General features: G+C 45.6%; 10 protein-coding genes. 3 read left to right on the forward strand and 7 right to left on the reverse strand.

Annotated features, from left to right (window positions below):
• Window positions 1-46: 46 nt before the first annotated feature.
• From J8L84_RS04200 to J8L84_RS04215, 4 genes are all read right to left on the reverse strand, one after another.
• Entirely contained in the window at window positions 47-1,543 is a 1,497-nt protein-coding gene (locus tag J8L84_RS04200; protein ID WP_247670551.1) for an arylsulfatase, read from the reverse strand.
• Window positions 1,544-1,624: 81 nt separating this feature from the next.
• A complete protein-coding gene (locus J8L84_RS04205) occupies window positions 1,625-3,112 on the reverse strand; it encodes an SGNH/GDSL hydrolase family protein (protein ID WP_211069596.1) in 1,488 nt (495 codons plus the stop codon).
• Window positions 3,113-3,131: 19 nt separating this feature from the next.
• Window positions 3,132-4,010 (reverse strand): AraC family transcriptional regulator, encoded by an 879-nt coding sequence (locus tag J8L84_RS04210; RefSeq protein ID WP_211069597.1) that lies wholly within the window; start codon window positions 4,008-4,010, stop codon window positions 3,132-3,134.
• On the reverse strand, window positions 4,007-5,884 hold the full coding sequence (locus J8L84_RS04215) for a sulfatase-like hydrolase/transferase (RefSeq protein ID WP_211069598.1): 1,878 nt from the start codon (window positions 5,882-5,884) through the stop codon (window positions 4,007-4,009). Before J8L84_RS04215 ends, J8L84_RS04210 begins: the two co-directional genes overlap by 4 nt.
• Window positions 5,885-5,993: 109 nt before the next feature.
• On the opposite strand from J8L84_RS04215, the gene J8L84_RS04220 reads away from it, so the two are divergent.
• Complete coding sequence (locus J8L84_RS04220; RefSeq protein ID WP_211069599.1) at window positions 5,994-8,195, forward strand: glycoside hydrolase family 3 C-terminal domain-containing protein; 2,202 nt, start codon at window positions 5,994-5,996, stop codon at window positions 8,193-8,195.
• Window positions 8,196-8,369: 174 nt separating this feature from the next.
• On the opposite strand, the gene J8L84_RS04225 is transcribed toward J8L84_RS04220, so the two are convergent.
• The 3 genes from J8L84_RS04225 to J8L84_RS04235 all read right to left on the reverse strand — a co-directional run bounded on the left by J8L84_RS04225 (window position 8,370) and on the right by J8L84_RS04235 (window position 11,896).
• On the reverse strand, window positions 8,370-9,734 hold the full coding sequence (locus tag J8L84_RS04225) for a family 16 glycosylhydrolase (RefSeq protein WP_211069600.1): 1,365 nt from the start codon (window positions 9,732-9,734) through the stop codon (window positions 8,370-8,372).
• Window positions 9,735-9,775: 41 nt separating this feature from the next.
• Window positions 9,776-11,380 (reverse strand): alpha-L-fucosidase, encoded by a 1,605-nt coding sequence (locus J8L84_RS04230; RefSeq protein WP_211069601.1) that lies wholly within the window; start codon window positions 11,378-11,380, stop codon window positions 9,776-9,778.
• Window positions 11,381-11,539: 159 nt separating this feature from the next.
• On the reverse strand, window positions 11,540-11,896 hold the full coding sequence (locus tag J8L84_RS04235) for an L-rhamnose mutarotase (protein WP_211069602.1): 357 nt from the start codon (window positions 11,894-11,896) through the stop codon (window positions 11,540-11,542).
• 165 nt (window positions 11,897-12,061) lie between these two features.
• Between J8L84_RS04235 and J8L84_RS04240 the strand changes: the two genes are divergently transcribed.
• Together J8L84_RS04240 and J8L84_RS04245 are read left to right on the forward strand one after the other, a co-directional pair.
• On the forward strand, window positions 12,062-15,301 hold the full coding sequence (locus J8L84_RS04240; protein WP_211069603.1) for a glycoside hydrolase family 2 TIM barrel-domain containing protein: 3,240 nt from the start codon (window positions 12,062-12,064) through the stop codon (window positions 15,299-15,301).
• A gap of 2 nt (window positions 15,302-15,303) precedes the next feature.
• A complete protein-coding gene (locus tag J8L84_RS04245) occupies window positions 15,304-17,187 on the forward strand; it encodes an arylsulfatase (RefSeq protein WP_011573709.1) in 1,884 nt (627 codons plus the stop codon).
• Window positions 17,188-17,200 lie beyond the last annotated feature (13 nt).

A 17,200-nucleotide genomic window follows, 5' to 3' on the forward strand; every position in this document is an offset into this window, starting at 1 on the left:
TCCAGCCTCACTCCCTAGAACTGACTAAATAGCCGACTTGTCAGACTTAGCCATCAGCGCTGACAGTCGCTATACCTGATTGCCTGATCTGTTTGTAATCCGCTAGCATGCTTTTGATTCTTGATTGATGCTCGGGGGATTTAAGTAAATTCTTCGACTCACGCTCTTGGTGATTAGAGTGCAGATTAAACAACGCTATTGGCTCAATTTTTGATAGTTTGTGATCACTTTGCATGATGAGTTTCCACTCTCCTTGACGATAAATCAGTTCATTATTCGACCCGCCTTGCAACATCATAAAATGACGCTCTTGCTGAGCTTGCCCCGTCAGCAATGGAAGTAAATTCTTAGAATCAGGCGCTGCGCTAATATCCATGGGTGTACCAGCTGCAGCTGCAACAGTAGCCAATATATCTTGTACCAGAACCGGCAAAGTGAGCTGTCCCCTCTTTGCCAAGGCGTTTGGCCACGAGACAATGAAAGGGACTCTATGGCCGCCCTCGTATGCGCTATTTTTACTCCCTCTGTAGTCACCGCTAGGGCGATGCCCAGAGGCAAGAGTGCCAGGCACGCGATAGGTCAAGCCGCCGTTGTCAGAAGTGAAAATAATCAAGGTGTCCTTGTAGCGGCCTGTCGATTTAAGTGCTGAAACGATTCTTTTCACTTGTAGATCTAATTCATAAATCATATCCAGATGCGCAGAGGGCGTGCTGCCAGCGACTTTTTCCCCATCAAAATAAGCGGGTGGCATATGCGGTAAATGCGCCATAGGACTGGCATAATATAAAAACAGAGGCTGCTGAGCCGGATGGCCGCGAATAAATTCAACGGCTTTTGCTGACAGTAGATCGCCGATTTTACTGGTGTCCCAAGCACTGTCCCCCATGCCATCTCCTTTATCAGAAATCGTTTTCAAAGGGGTCACTGACTGTTGATTAACATGAATGATGTTTGACGAGTCCGATAACGGCGCCCAGCGCTGATTTTCGAATGCCAAATACAGTGGCCCTTGAATACCATCGGGAAGCATGTAGCTATATTCAAAACCGAGATCGTTCGGACCACCAGCGACCATTACCGACAAATCAACGTTTGGTATAAACCCCTCATCAGATCCACGGAAGACACTTTGACCATCAGTACGCATAAAGTCACCGCCTAGGTGCCATTTACCAACGAATGCTGTTTTATAGCCGGCTTTTTGCGTCACATTGCCTAGCGTGGGAGCATCAGATGCAATCGCATTAGGCTGGAAACTGCCCCACACACCCCAGGGCGATTTAGAGCGATAGTTATTGTTACCTGTCATCACAGCATAACGTGTTGGCGCGCACAAAGCGGTGGCTGAATGAGCATCATTTATCCAGATGCCCTGCTGCGCTAAGGCATCGATATTCGCTGTACGTACAACCGGCTTTTGCTGTAAAACGGTATCAGTGTAATAGCTAATATCACCTAGCCCGATGTCATCGGCGAGAATAACGACAATATCAGGTTGCTCAGGGTTACCCAGGACATAGTGCGGAAGGATGAGCAAAAACATTATGCTCAATATGCTCAGTTTGTATCGAGTGTTCACAGGTGTTCCTCTTGACGGGAGCAAAGAAAATAGTTGGTATCACCGCTATTCCACGCCAACAAAACTGAGCGTGTAATTGTGTGTTCCCGGCTTATTGACTTCGTACATTTTCTTATGTAATGAAACTAATTCATCGCGATAATGCGTTTCGTTATCGACTTCAGTTAAATACGTATTCACTTGCTTTTTCAAATACCCATACCAAGGTTCATTAGCGCTCTTTTCAACATGGGCTAAAAGCACTTGAGACACAGCAGAGAAGTCTGAGGTGTCAGTATCTGGGTAATGGTCTAGCATCGAATATTTGACCTGCGCGATATCGCGCAACAAGCGCGAAGTAGACGCTCTGCGGTCGTTTATCGCTTTCACTGCTAATGCTTGCTGGTACATAGGCGTGGACTCAATCGCCGCTAAGTTAACGCCACTTGAAAGCAAAGAGTGCGAAAAAATACCAACAAACTTTTGATCGATATGAAGACTGTATTGACCTTTTTTGAGGCCACTAATTTGAAGTCGCTGTTGATTTAACTGCTCCATAAAAGGTACCCATTGCAATGCTTGTTTTTGGGCTTGCGAAACAGGAAACGGCAATGCTGCTGCTTGGCATGAAAAGCCTACAAAGTCTCTAGCAGTGCGTAAGTCGTCGTTAAGAGCGCAGTTTTCAAATACGTTAAGATTATCACTGCTGACATCAATCGAAATATTAGCAACGTATTTATTCGCTTTCTGAGCCTTTAAAAATGCATACGACATAACGAAATGTCCTGCCTCGCCAGGATGAACTCTGTCAACTCCCACTAAAGTAGCGCTAGGATCATTTACCTGTAGCGCAGCGTTCACCTCAAGCATGGGTTGCTGAAAATCCACTACCTCTGCGCCAAACTCTTTTGCGATTTTGGTCAGTTCGCCAGAGAAAGCCTTCAGCGCGTCGTTCACACCGTAGTTATTGACAGAGGTAACCTGGGCACTTTGATCATAAATAGAAGGTGTTAAGATCACGATCTTTGTTCCAAGCTCTTTTAATCTGACCATAATTTTTCGCATATTAGTTAAATACGCGGTTCGTATTACTGCTGCTTCTTTGCCTCGCGCGATGCGCGCAGCTTCGTCCTTCGCTGGCGTTTCGTATAAATAGCGCCCGACATCATTCATGCCTAGCATGATTGTCGCTACAGCAGGCCGGTGCGGTGCTATATCCCTGTCAAATCGGCGAAGGGTACCTACAGCGGTGTCACCAGAAATTCCCCCATTTACGTAAAAGACGTGATTCTGCGGAAAGCGCGTCGCATTAAAGAGCGCGATGTTTTGGTGATAACTGCCACCATGGGTAATTGAGTCACCGATAAAGACCAATACGTCCTCACTCATTAACTGCGCTGTGCTTGAAAGCATGCGCGGCATAGACGCTACGCGATAACTAAAAAGCAATGTCACTAGCCCAATGGAAATGAACATGTATTTTAAAACGGTAGATAACCGTTCGATTTGATTCTGCGAACCAAGCAACTTTATTTTCAAGAGCAATATATTCATGTGTGAATTAATCATTTCCTTACGCTTCTTGTTTAGAGTTTTTTGTTAAGATCGCTTTTCTATATTTATTCGGTGTGCAACCATATTGTTTCTTAAATTGAGCGATAAAATGCGAGGGGTTGGAGAAGTTTAAATCATAGCTAAGATGCGTAATGGACACCCTGCTTTGCCCCAACATTCTAGCGGCATGGTACAGCCGATGACGCACCACATATTCAGAATAAGAAAAGCAAAAAATGCTTTTAAAGACCCTAGAAAAATAAGATGGAGATAAGTGACATTTCTTCGCTGCATCTTCCAAACTTAACGCTACACTCGGTTGCGTTCTAAAGATTTCCATTACGGGTTGGATCTTAGCGTTGAGGGATCTTGAACTTAGAATTCTCGGTACTTGGGCATTTAAGACTGCGCCGTGTTCTTTAAGCATGACCAGCGCTAAATTCAACAATGCGATGCATTTTTCAGGATATTCATCAGACTTAAAGCTCTCATGAGCCCAGCGAATGATCTGCAGTAATTGCTCTTGAAACGCAGCAGGAATGCGAAAATGTATACCCACTTCGAATAAAGTGGACAGAGCACCGAATTGGCCGGTCTCAAAAAGCGCTTTAGGAAATTGCACCACATACCACGACTTAGCCTGCTCAGTTAGGTCAAAATCATGGGTCTCCATGGCAGGGGTATAAACCACATCGAACGAACGTAAATGCGTCTCTCCCTGATGGTAATGAAAGGTGCCAGCGACGTGTTCGAAAAAAATGAGCTCTTGTACTTCATGGAAATGCATTTCGCACTGATAGTTTTCTTTCTCTTGATAACTCACATGATGTATTTCGATTTCATGACCATCTTTTATGCAACAAGGTTCGCAATAGGCACCAAATTGAGACGTATTCATTGGCTTGCTCCATTGGTTTTTTGGCTCAGTTTCAATGACGTCACCTTCACCACCACAGATGTTGAGAGCCCAGTACGTTGATAGGTCTTGGCTTTATTGGCAGCTAATGGCTCAGCATCCTCCCATGAAAAAGCACGAATGGTGGCTTGCCCCACTTTGAGAGCGCTTATTTGTCCAAATTTATCGACACTGACTACATTAGGATTGCTAGACTCCCAAATAACGCCTTGGCGCTGTGCCTGTTCGGGGAAAACGCTGATATCTAGGTTCACTCTTTCTCCCGGTGACAAAATTGTCTGGGACGCGTCAATCGTTAGCTTCGTCACTGGGGTAAGTTTGTGCTTGTCTAGAATGGCACCTAGATATCGATAAACCTCAGCCTGCTCTGGGGTTAAATGGCTGATGTCTAACCCACTGTAACGCTTTAATTGCCAGGCTTTTTCAACGACTTTGTTTCCTTGGCGTTCAAGTGGGTCAGTGCGCAGGTCAAAGAATCGTCCATCAGGGAAATCTTTGTCTGGTGCGTAGCGTTTAAACTGTTTATTAAATGCGTAACGTAAGACTTTGTCTTCGTCTTTGTATGTTTCGTTGCCGATATACCACGTGTAAATATACTCTCGGTGTTCTTTGGTTTTCTGACCCGTTGCTTGAGGCCAGAAACTGATGCCGTCGATCTGCTGAGCGTCAGGCAATTCAATACCTGCCGCTTGAGCAATCGTTGGGTAAATATCGGTCAAGTTAACCAACCCATCGTACGTGCGATAATCAGCATGCTTTCCACTTGGTATTTCACCGGGGTGATGTAAGACCAAAGGCACATGTAACCCGTTGTCTGCGTTGCCTCCTTTCCTGCCGGGATAAATACTTCCGTCAGGTAACATGTGTCCGAAACTTTCTTTAGTGCCGTTGTCTCCCATGACGACAATCAAGGTGTTATCAAGCAATGATTGCTGACGTAACTTATCCACCACCTGCCCAATCAACTTATCCATGTAGCGAATCATGTCAGGAAAGTATTGGCGGTCGTCCCCTCGAGTGTTGTTGTAATCGGCATTTTCTGGAAACCCATCGAATATCGATTCGGGTTGCGTATCAGGGGTAGGTTTATGATCGTCGTGCACCAAGATCATGGGATAATATAAAAAGAAGGGTTTATCTTTGTTTTGCTCTATAAATTGCAACGCGTGGCGATTAACTATATCTGGCCCATACCAACGCCTGCCAGTCGCTGGGTCGAGATCTTTTCGCCCGTTATAATTATGCACCTCACCATTTATCACCAAGTTAGGATTAATATAGCGCTGGCCTTCTGTGACCACGTCAAAAGCGGCGTAATCGTCCCAACCAAATTGACTTATGTACTCTTTACCCGGAACCTCTACTGTGCCTCTGGTTTGCTTCCATTTACCAAACAAGCCAGTGGTATAGCCGGCTTTTTTAAACGCATCGCCAAAGGTTAAATCGGAACTATGTTGAGATTTTGGCTGCAGGTAATTTCTATCGTTTCGCTTGCCACTCATTAGGGCTATTCGCGTGTTTTCACAGATAGGATAGGCAAATGCACGGTCTACTCTTATCCCTTGCTGTGCTAGCGCATCAATACTAGGAGTAGCAAACTCAGCACCACTAAATTCACCATCATAACTGTGTAATCGGTTGGCACCGTAAGCCGTCACACCATAGTGACTTAAGTCATCAATTAAAATCAGTACCACATTAGTATGTGTATTGTTCGGTTTAGATGGTTCAGAAGATGCCGTAGTCGATTCAGTTGCCGCTGCGCTAACAAATGAATCGTTCTCACCAGACTGCCTGGCACACGCCGTTAGTGCTAGCGACATACAAAGAAAAGAAGCAACGCGTTTTAGGTGCATCTGTGAACCAAATAAAAAACCAATGATTTACATATGATACACATAATTTATATTTAATGTATACTGCTTTACCTACATCTGTTGCAATAATGTAAATGAAGAGGGTTCAATGATTATTAGAAATACGGCAATCACATTGCTAGCTTTGTGTGTGGCATCTCCTACTTTGGCTAACGACCAACCTTGGTTTGATACTCAGCTCCCTACCAATGAGCGCATCGAGTCTTTGATAGACGCCATGACCCTAAAAGAAAAAGCGTCGCAACTGGTTAACAGCAACGTGGCTATTGAACGCTTAGGTTTACCTGAGTACGATTTTTGGAATGAAGCATTGCACGGCGTAGCCAGAAACGGCAGAGCCACGGTTTTTCCTCAAGCCATAGGAATGGCTGCCACCTTTGATCAGGACTTATTGTTACAAGCCGCGACGGTTATTTCAGATGAGGCGCGGGCGAAATTTAACGTTTCTAGCGAAATAGGCAATCGCAGTAAATATTCTGGCTTAACCTTCTGGACTCCTAATATCAACATCTTCAGAGATCCCCGCTGGGGGCGAGGTCAGGAGACCTACGGCGAAGACCCATACCTAACAGCACAAATGGGTAAGGCCATGGTGAATGGTTTACAAGGTGACCACCCCAAGTATTTAAAAACAGCAGCAGCGGCGAAGCATTTCGCAGTGCACTCAGGGCCAGAAGCGTTGCGCCATGAGTTTGATGCCATCGCCTCAGAAAAAGACATGTACGAAACTTATTTCCCCGCCTTTGAAGCCTTGGTTACAGAAGCCGATGTTGAAACCGTTATGGCTGCGTATAACCGAGTGAACGGTCATCCCGCGGGCGGTTCAGATTTCTTATTAAATACCGTACTTAGGGATAAGTGGGGATTTAGCGGGCATATCGTGTCAGATTGCTGGGGTTTAGCGGACTTTCACGAATATCACAAGGTCACTGCCAACGCTGTCGAGTCAGCTGCTTTAGCTATCAACACAGGGACAGATTTAAACTGTGGTTCTGTTTATACTGCCCTTCCCGATGCGGTGGAAGCAGGTTTAGTGGATGAAAAGACCATAGATACGCGTTTGCATAAAGTCCTTGCCACTAAATTCAAATTAGGCTTTTTTGACCCCAAAGACGACAACCCTTACAACAGTATTTCTGCTGATGTGGTTAACTCTGACGCACACGCCGACGTTGCCTACGAAATGGCGGTAAAATCAATTGTGCTGCTACAGAATAAAAACCAGGTTTTGCCTTTAGATAAGAATATTCGAAACGTGTATGTCACCGGTCCCTTTGCCAGTAGCAGTGAAGTATTATTGGGGAATTATTACGGCTTAAGTGGTAAAACTACCAACATTCTTGATGGCATAACCGCTAACGTAAGCGTTGGCACCACCATTAATTACAAACAAGGCATTTTGCCCTATCAAGCGAACGTTAACCCCATCGACTGGACGACAGGGGAAGCCAAGCAAATGGGGGATGTCATCATAGCGGTAATGGGCTTGTCTGGCGCTTATGAAGGTGAGGAAGGTGAAGCGATTGCCTCTCCTCATAAAGGCGATAGATTGTCTTTGGATTTACCAGAGCATCAAATTGAATTTTTGCGCAAATTAAGAAAAGACAATGACAAGCCTGTTATTGCGGTATTAACCGCAGGCACACCGGTAAATGTCACTGAAATAGCACAACTAGCGGATGCTATTGTGTTTGCTTGGTACCCAGGCCAAGAAGGCGGTAAAGCCGTGGCCGATATCCTGTTTGGTGAGCGCTCACCGTCGGGTCGCCTACCCATCACCTTTCCTAAATCAGAAGCCCAACTTCCTCCTTACGATGACTACAGTATGCAAGGGCGCACCTATCGTTACATGACTGAAGAGCCCATGTATCCATTTGGTTTCGGTTTAAGTTACGCCACGGTCAAATTTGATAATATTACCCTTGGCAACACCGAGGCGCTCAGCAGCACGGATGGGCAAAAAGGCACCTTAGATGTATCGGTGAATGTCACTAACACTGGTACTCGTGAGTTGGAAGAGGTAGTACAATTGTACTTGAAAACGCCCAATGCCGGCATAGATCAGCCAATCCAGTCGCTAAAAGGGTTTCAGCGGATTAAACTGGCGCCGGGGCAAACTGAACAAGTCTCATTTACTGTGTCGAAGAAACAGTTGTATTCCATAAACGCCAAAGGCAAACCCGTGCTACTCGAGGGAGATTACCACGTCATTGTAGGTAACGCGTCACCGGGCAAACGCAGCGAAATCCTAGGGGCGGCTAAACCACAAATAGCCAAGTTCGTGTTGTAAACCAGCGCGTCTTGCAATCAAGGTGTCTCATGAATAAGCTGTAAGGAAGCAACTTCAAAACCACCTTAGCGAAAAAAGCCAACGTAAAGTTGGCTTTTTTGTTAACGAAAACCTAGCGCTTTGCGTAGGTTACTAACATAAAATACAGCGGTTATAAATGCTATGCACCACGAATCATTCGGCCTCAACCTTCATCATCGCAACATTATCAAACACAGTACTGCCCGCTTGTGAACCGCTCAGACGCAAGATGATTTTCTGCCCTTTAAGGCCTGAAAAGTTGTAGGTGTAAGGTGAGAAGATATTCCCTGAAACTACAACAGAATCCAGCACCTTACCTTGTTCGCTTAGCACGCTTAACCTGCCACCCGTATCAGCGCTATCGCTGATATTTTTAGCGTATACGGAAATCTCATATTGCCCTTCATCAATTAACGTCACAGTTTGCTGTGCATGACTTTGCGCCCCTAACTTTACGCCCCAAGCTTGGGTGTAACTCATCTTAGGCTCATCAGTAAAAGTGGCGCGCTTCCCTGCCAATTGCCAACTGTCAGTTCGCGACGATGATTCAAAACCCGCATCATTAATTAGGTTATCTGCTGATGATTGCAATTGGTAGCTGCGCACGTGGTCGTAGTAGGCAGTATTGATACTTGGGTCATCTAACTCGCTCTCATTGGGATAAGGTGCATGCCCTTCTGGTATCCATTGCGGTTGCCAATCGTATGTTTCGACCACCATTCGCAGCGACATTTCACTATTGAACGGCAGTTGGTCGCGCTCATGAGCTAGATTAACCGTGCCTGTACGATTGCCATTAAAGTAAAAGTGCATTTGATTTGGCGTTACCCACCACATTGAGTAGGTGTTGAAGTCTGCCGAGAGCTTATTTTGACTGTCATATTTTACGCCCTTTGAAAGGTATGGCGCTCCTTTACACTTACCATCCACCATTTCGCTCGGTTTATAGTGCGTGTTTGAGCGCATCACATTAGCCCAGTTGTCCTCTGGCCAGCCGCCAATCGTTTCAAGAATATCCAATTCTGTGGAGTGGAATTTACCGCATCCTTTGTGACGATCATCAGACTCATCTGAGTGCAACCAAAACGTTGTCGACATTTTGGTTTTGGACGCTTTGATGCGCGCTTCGAAGTAACCGAAGGTGGCAGGAGTCTTGCCAGACACCGCAGAGCCCCCCATGGAATAGGTGTCATTCGGCTTAGGGTGAGTCGACGTTTTTAGCTCAAGATTGCCGTTCGCCACTTTCACGTTTGATGTCAAAAACTCGGCCGGAGGGCGCCCCTGCCACGTCGTAATGTGGTCGCGCCATTTTGTGCTATCAAGTTCCCCAGCGTTAAATTCATCAGACATACTGTGAATGGGCAGCCATTCAAAGCCCTTAGGTGCATCGGGTAAAAAGCTCGGGACAGGGACTTTTGCCGTTGCCGCCGGTATATCGCTATTGCCTTGCTGGCAGCCAGCCAGGCAAAACGCTGCCGCTAAGGCCGTTAGTAGCGGCCCGTTATTGTTAGCAATCATAAACATTCCTAATGTTAGATAAAGAATAATTCCCTGGGCAGTTAAAGCACGTCAGGGGGAGGGTCAGCTAATTCGATTTTGATCCCTAGGGCATAGCTGCCCGCGGGCTTGCTCGGTAGCGTTACTGTGAGTTTGTCGGCATCTTGTTGCCAAACCAGTTCCTCGTCGTTGGCCAACAGCGAGACATGTTTTATCGGATCGATAAGATGATGTTGCTCACTGCCAAGAGCGTTGAAGGAAACAGTGTCTTGCTTTTCTGGCCAATCAAGCACAAAAGCATAGATAGACTGGTCCTTACGGGTATAACGGATATCGCGAGAGGTATAACCTGTATCTTTGTGATTGCCGTGCAGCACAAGTTTGGCGTTGGTAGGGCCTTGGCCGAAAACACTGAATGGCCTTGTTTCGTAAATTCCCTCACCATTTTTATCCAACCATCCCCCTAGCTCCATAAGCACGTCGACTTGATCTTGAGAGATAACACCATTCACATCAGGCGCAACATTGAGCAGAAGGGAACCGTTTTTACTGACAATATCAATTAGGTCACCAATCAACTTATCCGCTGGCATGGTTTGCCAATCGTCATTGTAAGACCAGCGCCAACCACCTAACGACATGTCTGTTTGCCAAGGCATATCTCGTATTCGGTCTAATTTACCTGACTCCACATCAAGTACCGCGGCGCCATCAGGTATAGGCTTGTAGCTAATGTTTTTGTAGTTAAGTACGACGCCTTGCTCATTCTTAACCCCCTGATTGTAGTATTGAGCGAGAAGCGACTTTCGCTTTTCTTCGTACTCAGGATTAGAAAAGCCTAAATCGAACCAGAGCAAGTCAGGCTCATACTGTTGCATCATGTCCATACTACGAGCAAACCATTGGTTTACATGTTCTTCACTGTGGGGGTCGGTAATCGCATGCGGTTTGCCATAAAAGTCCTCAAAGGCGGGGTCAACTGTGTCCGTCCCTTCTTTGTATCCCCACCAATACCAGCCGTAAGCATAGTGAGAAGACATGCCTACCTTCATACCTTTTGCTCTAGCGGCTTCGAATATTTCCCCCACAACGTCCCGTTTAGGGCCCATATTAACGGCGTCCCAGCGAGTAACATGGGAATCATACATGGCGAAACCGTCGCAATGCTCGGCAACAGGGACCACATATTTAGCCCCAGCTTTTTCGAATAAGGTTATCCATTGCTTTGCATCAAAGTCTTTACCGTGAAATTTTGGAATGAAGTCCTTGTAGCCAAATTCTTCTGTGCCACCATAGTGTTCTATGTGGTGCTGATACACTTGATTCACTCTATCTGGATTCGGATTACCTTTGATATCAACCGTTTGCTCTCGATACATATGGTATCCATAAAATGGCCCTAAATATTTAGGCACCACATAGGGACCCCAATGTATAAAGATCCCCAACTTTGAATCTTGGAACCACTGTGGGGTTTGATACTGTTTTAGTGAGTCCCACGTGGCTTCATAAGGACCAGAAATAAAGGCTTCTGACTGGGCAGACGAGACGCCTTGCGCGCCTATTTTCGCATTTACTTGCGTATCTATTTGCGCAACTGCGTGTGTCGTTAAAAATCCGCTCAATAACGTCCCTATTATCGCGCTAGCATATGTAAAGCGAGCCATCAGACTATTTCCTCATCTATCACTTAGTAACCAATCTAGTTATTCATTCAGCCGTTAAATCAGTCATATTTCGCACAAAATCATCACATATAAATATGCATGTTTAAGTTTAAATTTAAAATCATTCAACTATTATGACTATTTAACCCGTATTTCAAACTAGGTTAACGCGAGTTTCAGGTCATATATTTTGTTCATCTCAACCCACTTCTGCCCTTCTTCTGCCCAAGGCAATGGTTTTTGAAATTGCCACATGAGCGCTTCCCATTCATTACTCTTCGCTCTGCCTTCTGGGGTAGCCGGTTCCGCGTTTGGATCATAATGCTCGTTGGTTTCCATTATCATAAAAAGCCTATCCCCTAGATGATAAATCTCCATATCAACTATGCCCATTTCGCGCATGTTTTGCGTGATTTGTGGCCATGCTTTGTCTGGCGTATGAAACGCTAAATACTGCTCAATCAGTGCTGGATCGTCGATTAAATCTAACGCTAAGCAATAACGTTTGTGAGTCATATGTTTTCCTTCATCAAAATTTCTGCGTGATAAATGCATAAAATAATTGTTGTCAATTTGTAAATACGGTACATTTAAATTAAATATGAATCAATTAATTAACATGTAAATTTTTAAAGCATTTATTTGAACTAGATTTACATATTAAAAGAGGTGTTCTACCAAATGCTTTACGCCCGCTATGCCACTTTGTTCGTCATTACCCAGGTATGTTTGTTGTTCTCTTTTACAGGTAGCGCAAAAACAGTTCAGGTCAAAAACGACTGGGAGAACCCAGACGTGATACAAATCAACAGGTTGCCCGCTAGGGCAACCTCCTATTCTTTTGATACGCCAGAACAGGCTTTGACTCGAGATCGCAACCAATCCACCTTACAAAGCTTAAATGGCCAGTGGAAGTTTCATTTTGCTGAAAAAAGTCAAAATCGCCCCATGAATTTCTTTCGCACGGATTTTGATAGCCAATCTTGGTCTACCATCACCGTCCCTGCCAACTGGGAGCTAGAGGGCTATGGCACGCCTATTTATACCAACTCGGTATATCCGATGTTTGAAGATGAAAATGACATCGTTTTACCCTTAATCACCCGTGACAATCCTGTAGGCTCCTATTTAACGGACTTTAGCGTTCCCGAAGACTGGCAGGATGAGCAGATTATTTTGCACTTTGGTGGCGTAACCTCGGCCTATTACGTTTGGGTTAATGGACAAAAAGTTGGCTATGCTCAGGGCAGTCGTCTGCCATCTGAATTCGATATTACCGATTACTTAGTGCCGGGCAATAACACCTTAGCAGTGCAAGTATTCCGTTGGAGTGATGGTAGTTATTTAGAAGACCAAGATCACTGGCGATTAAGCGGCATTCATAGAGAAGTCATGCTGATGGCTCAGCCTAAAGTCGCTTTGAACGACTTTTTTGTGCAGACTCATTTAAGCGACAATTACCAACAGGGTATGATTGAAATCAATCCTAAACTGTCTAACCCTGAGCGTCAGAAATTAGCAGGTTGGACAGTCAAAGCTGCACTGTACGACGCCATGGGTAAAGAAATCGACGATACCCGCATGCAAGTTGACGCTACAAAATTAACCCGCGTGGCCTATCCTCAGCGTGATAATTTCGCTTTCGGGTTGATGAAAACCAAAGTAGATAAACCAGCACTATGGACATCAGAAACCCCTAACTTGTATACCCTAGTGTTAAGTTTGCACGATCAACAAGGTGAGCTGGTTGAAACACGCAGCACCAGAGTCGGCTTTCGCGATGTAAAATTTGGCCCCGACGGAGAGTTGTTGATTAATGGCCAAAGTGTTGAAATTATTGGGGTAAATCGTCACGACCATGACGCGAAAAAAGGTAAAGCGCTGAATCGCGAAGATCTACGTCAAGACGTTATCATGCTCAAGCAGTTTAATTTTAACTCAGTACGCACCTCTCACTATCCGAATGATCCGTATTTTTATGAACTTGCGGATGAGTACGGTTTGTACATTATGGATGAAGCAAATATTGAATCTCATGGTGTGGGCGGCCTGCTTGCGAACTTACCCGAGTGGAACTATTCCATGAGTCAACGTGCCATGCGCATGCTTGAAAGAGATAAAAATCACCCGTCTATTATTTCATGGTCTATGGGTAACGAGTCAGGTACTGGTCCTAACTTTGCCGCGATAGCAGGCTGGTTAAAAGATAAAGATCCTACGCGATTTGTGCATTATGAAGGCGCACAAGGCGATCCAACTCACCCACAATACGTTGGTTTAAGTGAACGCTACCCGACCGATGAAGAGAAAAGTCAGTATTACACCCCTCTTGCTAATCCGACGGATCCAAAGTTTGTTGATGTCATTAGCAGGATGTACCCCACCCTTGACGAGCTTAAAGGCTTAGCTGACAGTCCGCATATTGATCGTCCTATTTTAATGTGTGAATACGCCCATGCGATGGGTAACTCCTTGGGTAATCTTGCCGAGTACTGGGAAATGGTTCGAGCAAGACCAAACCTCATCGGCGGATACATCTGGGACTGGATTGACCAAGGAATAGAGACACAGAACGATCAGGGGGAAACCTACCTTGCCTATGGCGGAGATTTTGGTGACGCGCCAAATGCATCTAACTTTTGTTTAAATGGCGTGATGGACTCCTACCGCCAACCTAATCCTCATGCATGGGAAGCAAAATATGTTTTCCAGCCAGCGGAATTTACCTTAGTGGAACCTGCGAAAGGTAAAGTATCAGTGCTTAATCGCTTTTTCTTTAACAACCTAGCTAACTACGATATTAGCTGGTCGCTTTCTGAAGATGGTAAGCGTATTGAACAGGGCCTTATTCAGCCAGGTGATGTGGCACCTGGTGCACACAAGAGCTTAGTGATCCCCTATCAAAAACCGAGCATTAAGCCAGGTGCAATCTATTGGTTAAAAGTCAGCTTATTACTTCGCGACGATACGTTGTGGGCGGCCAAAGGCCATGAGTTAGCGAAAGCGCAATTTAGTTTACCTTTCTCTCGCCCGGCTGAAGAAGCGCCCATCAGCGCAAGTGCCTTGCAAGTAGATGACACTACAGCGAAGTTAACCATCGCTGCAGACACAGTTAGTGTGACCTTCAATAAAACAACTGGTTACTTAGATAGCCTCATTTCTGATGAGCTGAAAATCCTACACGAACCACTTAAACATAACTTTTGGCGTCCTCAGACCGACAACGATCGCATCGGTTGGAAAACCCTCGAAAATAAGAAAGTATGGTTTGAGGCGACGCAGCATTTAGCACTTGGCAGCTTTGATTACCGCCAAACTGATACAGGCGTAATAGTAAACACCCGCCATACTAACGGCGCTTCTGTGAAAGTAGATACCCAATATCACATTGATGCAGCGGGTAATGTCACCGTGCAAGTCGCACTTGATGCCGATAAAGACTTGCCTGATTTGTTGCGAGTAGGTATGTCTACAGCGGTCAGCAGCACGCTCGAGCGCATGGCGTACTATGGTAAAGGCCCTCACGAAAATTATATCGATCGTAATCAAGGTGCCGAAACTGACGTATACCAAGGGGTAGTTTCAGACTTTGTACACAGCTACGCCCGCCCTCAAGAAAATGGAAACCGTACTGGAGTGAAGTGGTTAACCTTAAGCGATTATGCTCAGCATTCCTTCACCGTAAAAGGCAAACAAGACCTCAGTATGTCAGTATGGCCTTGGTCAGCTGAGAACTTACAAGAAGCAAACCATCCATATGACTTGGTGGAACGGGGAATATTTACCGTCAACATCGACCTTATCCAAGCTGGAGTAGGTGGAATTGACTCATGGAGTCCCAATGCTGCACCAATCAAAAAGTATCAGTTGCCATCAGGTCAGTATCAATACCAATTCACCCTAGCTGTAGGTAAGCATTAATCATGTGGTTAAAAAGACGTCAGGCTTTGGCGGTAGGCCACATCACGCTGCTAGTAAGCAGTCTGTTGTGGTCGCTAACAGTGTGCTCAGCCGTGCAGAATAGAAGCGCCTCAGCTGAGCCCCCCACCAAACCCAATATTGTGCTTATCGTTACAGACGATCAGGGCTATGGGGATATTGGGCGTCACAATAACCCGATTATTCAAACCCCCAATATTGACGATATTGCGGCGCAAAGTGCCAGGCTGACTAACTTTCATGTAGACCCCACATGTTCTCCCACGCGATCTGCTTTGTTAACGGGTAAACACTCCCTGAGAGCTGGCGTTTGGCACACTATTTTAGGGCGGTACATGTTGGGCCCTGAACATGTCACTCTCGCTGAATCGCTTCAAGAAAATGGCTACAGAACCGGGATATTTGGCAAGTGGCACTTAGGTGATAATTATCCTTATCGCCCACAAGACCAAGGGTTTGACGATGTACTCATTCATGGTGGCGGTGGCGTCGGCCAAACTCCAGATTATTGGGGCAATACCCAGTTTAATGACACCTATTACCGCAACGGTACACCCGAAAAATTCAGTGGTTACGCCACTAAAATCTGGTTTGATGAAGCCAAAAAGTTCATCGATAAACAACACGACACACCGTATTTTGCCTATATCGCACTCAATGCCCCCCATGGGCCTTACCGCGCCCCAGAAACTCACATTGAGCCCTACGAAAAGCGGGGTTTAAATCGAGACATGGCAAGCTTTTACGGTATGATCAGCTACATTGACGAGCAAGTCGGCGAGCTGCGTGCCCACCTACGCGCCCAAGATCAACTCGACAATACCATTTTTATTTTTATGACAGACAACGGTAGCTCTTATAAGCCCACCGATGCGAAAACCCATTTAACTAAGCGCCACCTGCCGTTGGCTGAGCAATACCCTAATTGGCAGCCGAACGACAATATGCGCGGCTATAAAGGGGAAGTGTATGAGGGAGGGCATCGGGTACCGTTCTTTATCTCTTACCCTAATGGCAATATCACAACCGGGGATTACGAAGCAATAACCGCCCATTTTGACGTTATGCCAACGCTCTTAGAATTGGCAAATATTCCGCCGGTAAATAGCACCTTAGATGGCACAAGTTTAGCAACATACCTTAAGGGTGAGCAGGCAAACCGCTCTTTGGAAAGCAAGTTATCCGAACGAGCGATAGTGGTGACTAACCAACGCGTATATCACCCCAGCGTCAAACGTCCCATCGCTATTGCGTTTCATCAGTGGCGCTACATTTCAGCCAACGACAGCGAAAAACTGTTTAACCTACAGCAAGACCCAAGCCAGCAAAATGACATTAAAAACGACCATCCCGACATACTCGCCAGAATGCGCCAGCGCAAGCAAACTTGGTGGCAAGAGATGCAAAACAGTGGTTTTAAAGACCGCTATATTTCAGTTGGCAATGACGCAGAAAACCCAGTACGCCTTAACGCGATGGATTGGATGGAAGTACCAGACAATCAAGCCGTGCCCTGGTTCATTGGCCATCAAGCCCCTGCGCCAGAATGGGACTACGTACATTGGTTAACAGAAGAAGATAAATACCAAGCGCTACCTTGGTATATCGATGTAGAGCAAGCGGCAAACTATCACGTTAAAGCTTACTTTCACGATATACCCGCCGCGACGCCGGTAAACAAACAGCTGTGTGTTATACAGGTGGGCGACAAACAGCTTTCCGCTCCCGTTTACGGTCGTGCCTCCCACTGTGCTATTACCTTACCCTTGGCCAAAGGCAAGCAAAAAATCAGTGCTTGGTTTACCGATAACAAACAAAGCCTGTCAAAAGAAAAAGCCGCCTTTTATCTCTATCTTGAACGTATCTAGCACGAGGATTTAA

This window comes from Alteromonas sp. MMG017 (genome assembly GCF_018100795.1).
Classification (GTDB): Bacteria; Pseudomonadota; Gammaproteobacteria; order Enterobacterales; family Alteromonadaceae; genus Alteromonas.

What these genes read in the sequence shown, in the direction of transcription:
- J8L84_RS04200 (WP_247670551.1), bottom strand. Translation starts at nt 1,543, where the DNA reads ATGTTTTTGCTCATCCTTCCGCACTATGTCCTGGGTAACCCTGAGCAA.
- J8L84_RS04205 (WP_211069596.1), bottom strand. Translation starts at nt 3,112, where the DNA reads ATGAATATATTGCTCTTGAAAATAAAGTTGCTTGGTTCGCAGAATCAA.
- J8L84_RS04210 (WP_211069597.1), bottom strand. Translation starts at nt 4,010, where the DNA reads ATGAATACGTCTCAATTTGGTGCCTATTGCGAACCTTGTTGCATAAAA.
- J8L84_RS04215 (WP_211069598.1), bottom strand. Translation starts at nt 5,884, where the DNA reads ATGCACCTAAAACGCGTTGCTTCTTTTCTTTGTATGTCGCTAGCACTA.
- J8L84_RS04220 (WP_211069599.1), top strand. Translation starts at nt 5,994, where the DNA reads ATGATTATTAGAAATACGGCAATCACATTGCTAGCTTTGTGTGTGGCA.
- J8L84_RS04225 (WP_211069600.1), bottom strand. Translation starts at nt 9,734, where the DNA reads ATGATTGCTAACAATAACGGGCCGCTACTAACGGCCTTAGCGGCAGCG.
- J8L84_RS04230 (WP_211069601.1), bottom strand. Translation starts at nt 11,380, where the DNA reads ATGGCTCGCTTTACATATGCTAGCGCGATAATAGGGACGTTATTGAGC.
- J8L84_RS04235 (WP_211069602.1), bottom strand. Translation starts at nt 11,896, where the DNA reads ATGACTCACAAACGTTATTGCTTAGCGTTAGATTTAATCGACGATCCA.
- J8L84_RS04240 (WP_211069603.1), top strand. Translation starts at nt 12,062, where the DNA reads ATGCTTTACGCCCGCTATGCCACTTTGTTCGTCATTACCCAGGTATGT.
- J8L84_RS04245 (WP_011573709.1), top strand. Translation starts at nt 15,304, where the DNA reads ATGTGGTTAAAAAGACGTCAGGCTTTGGCGGTAGGCCACATCACGCTG.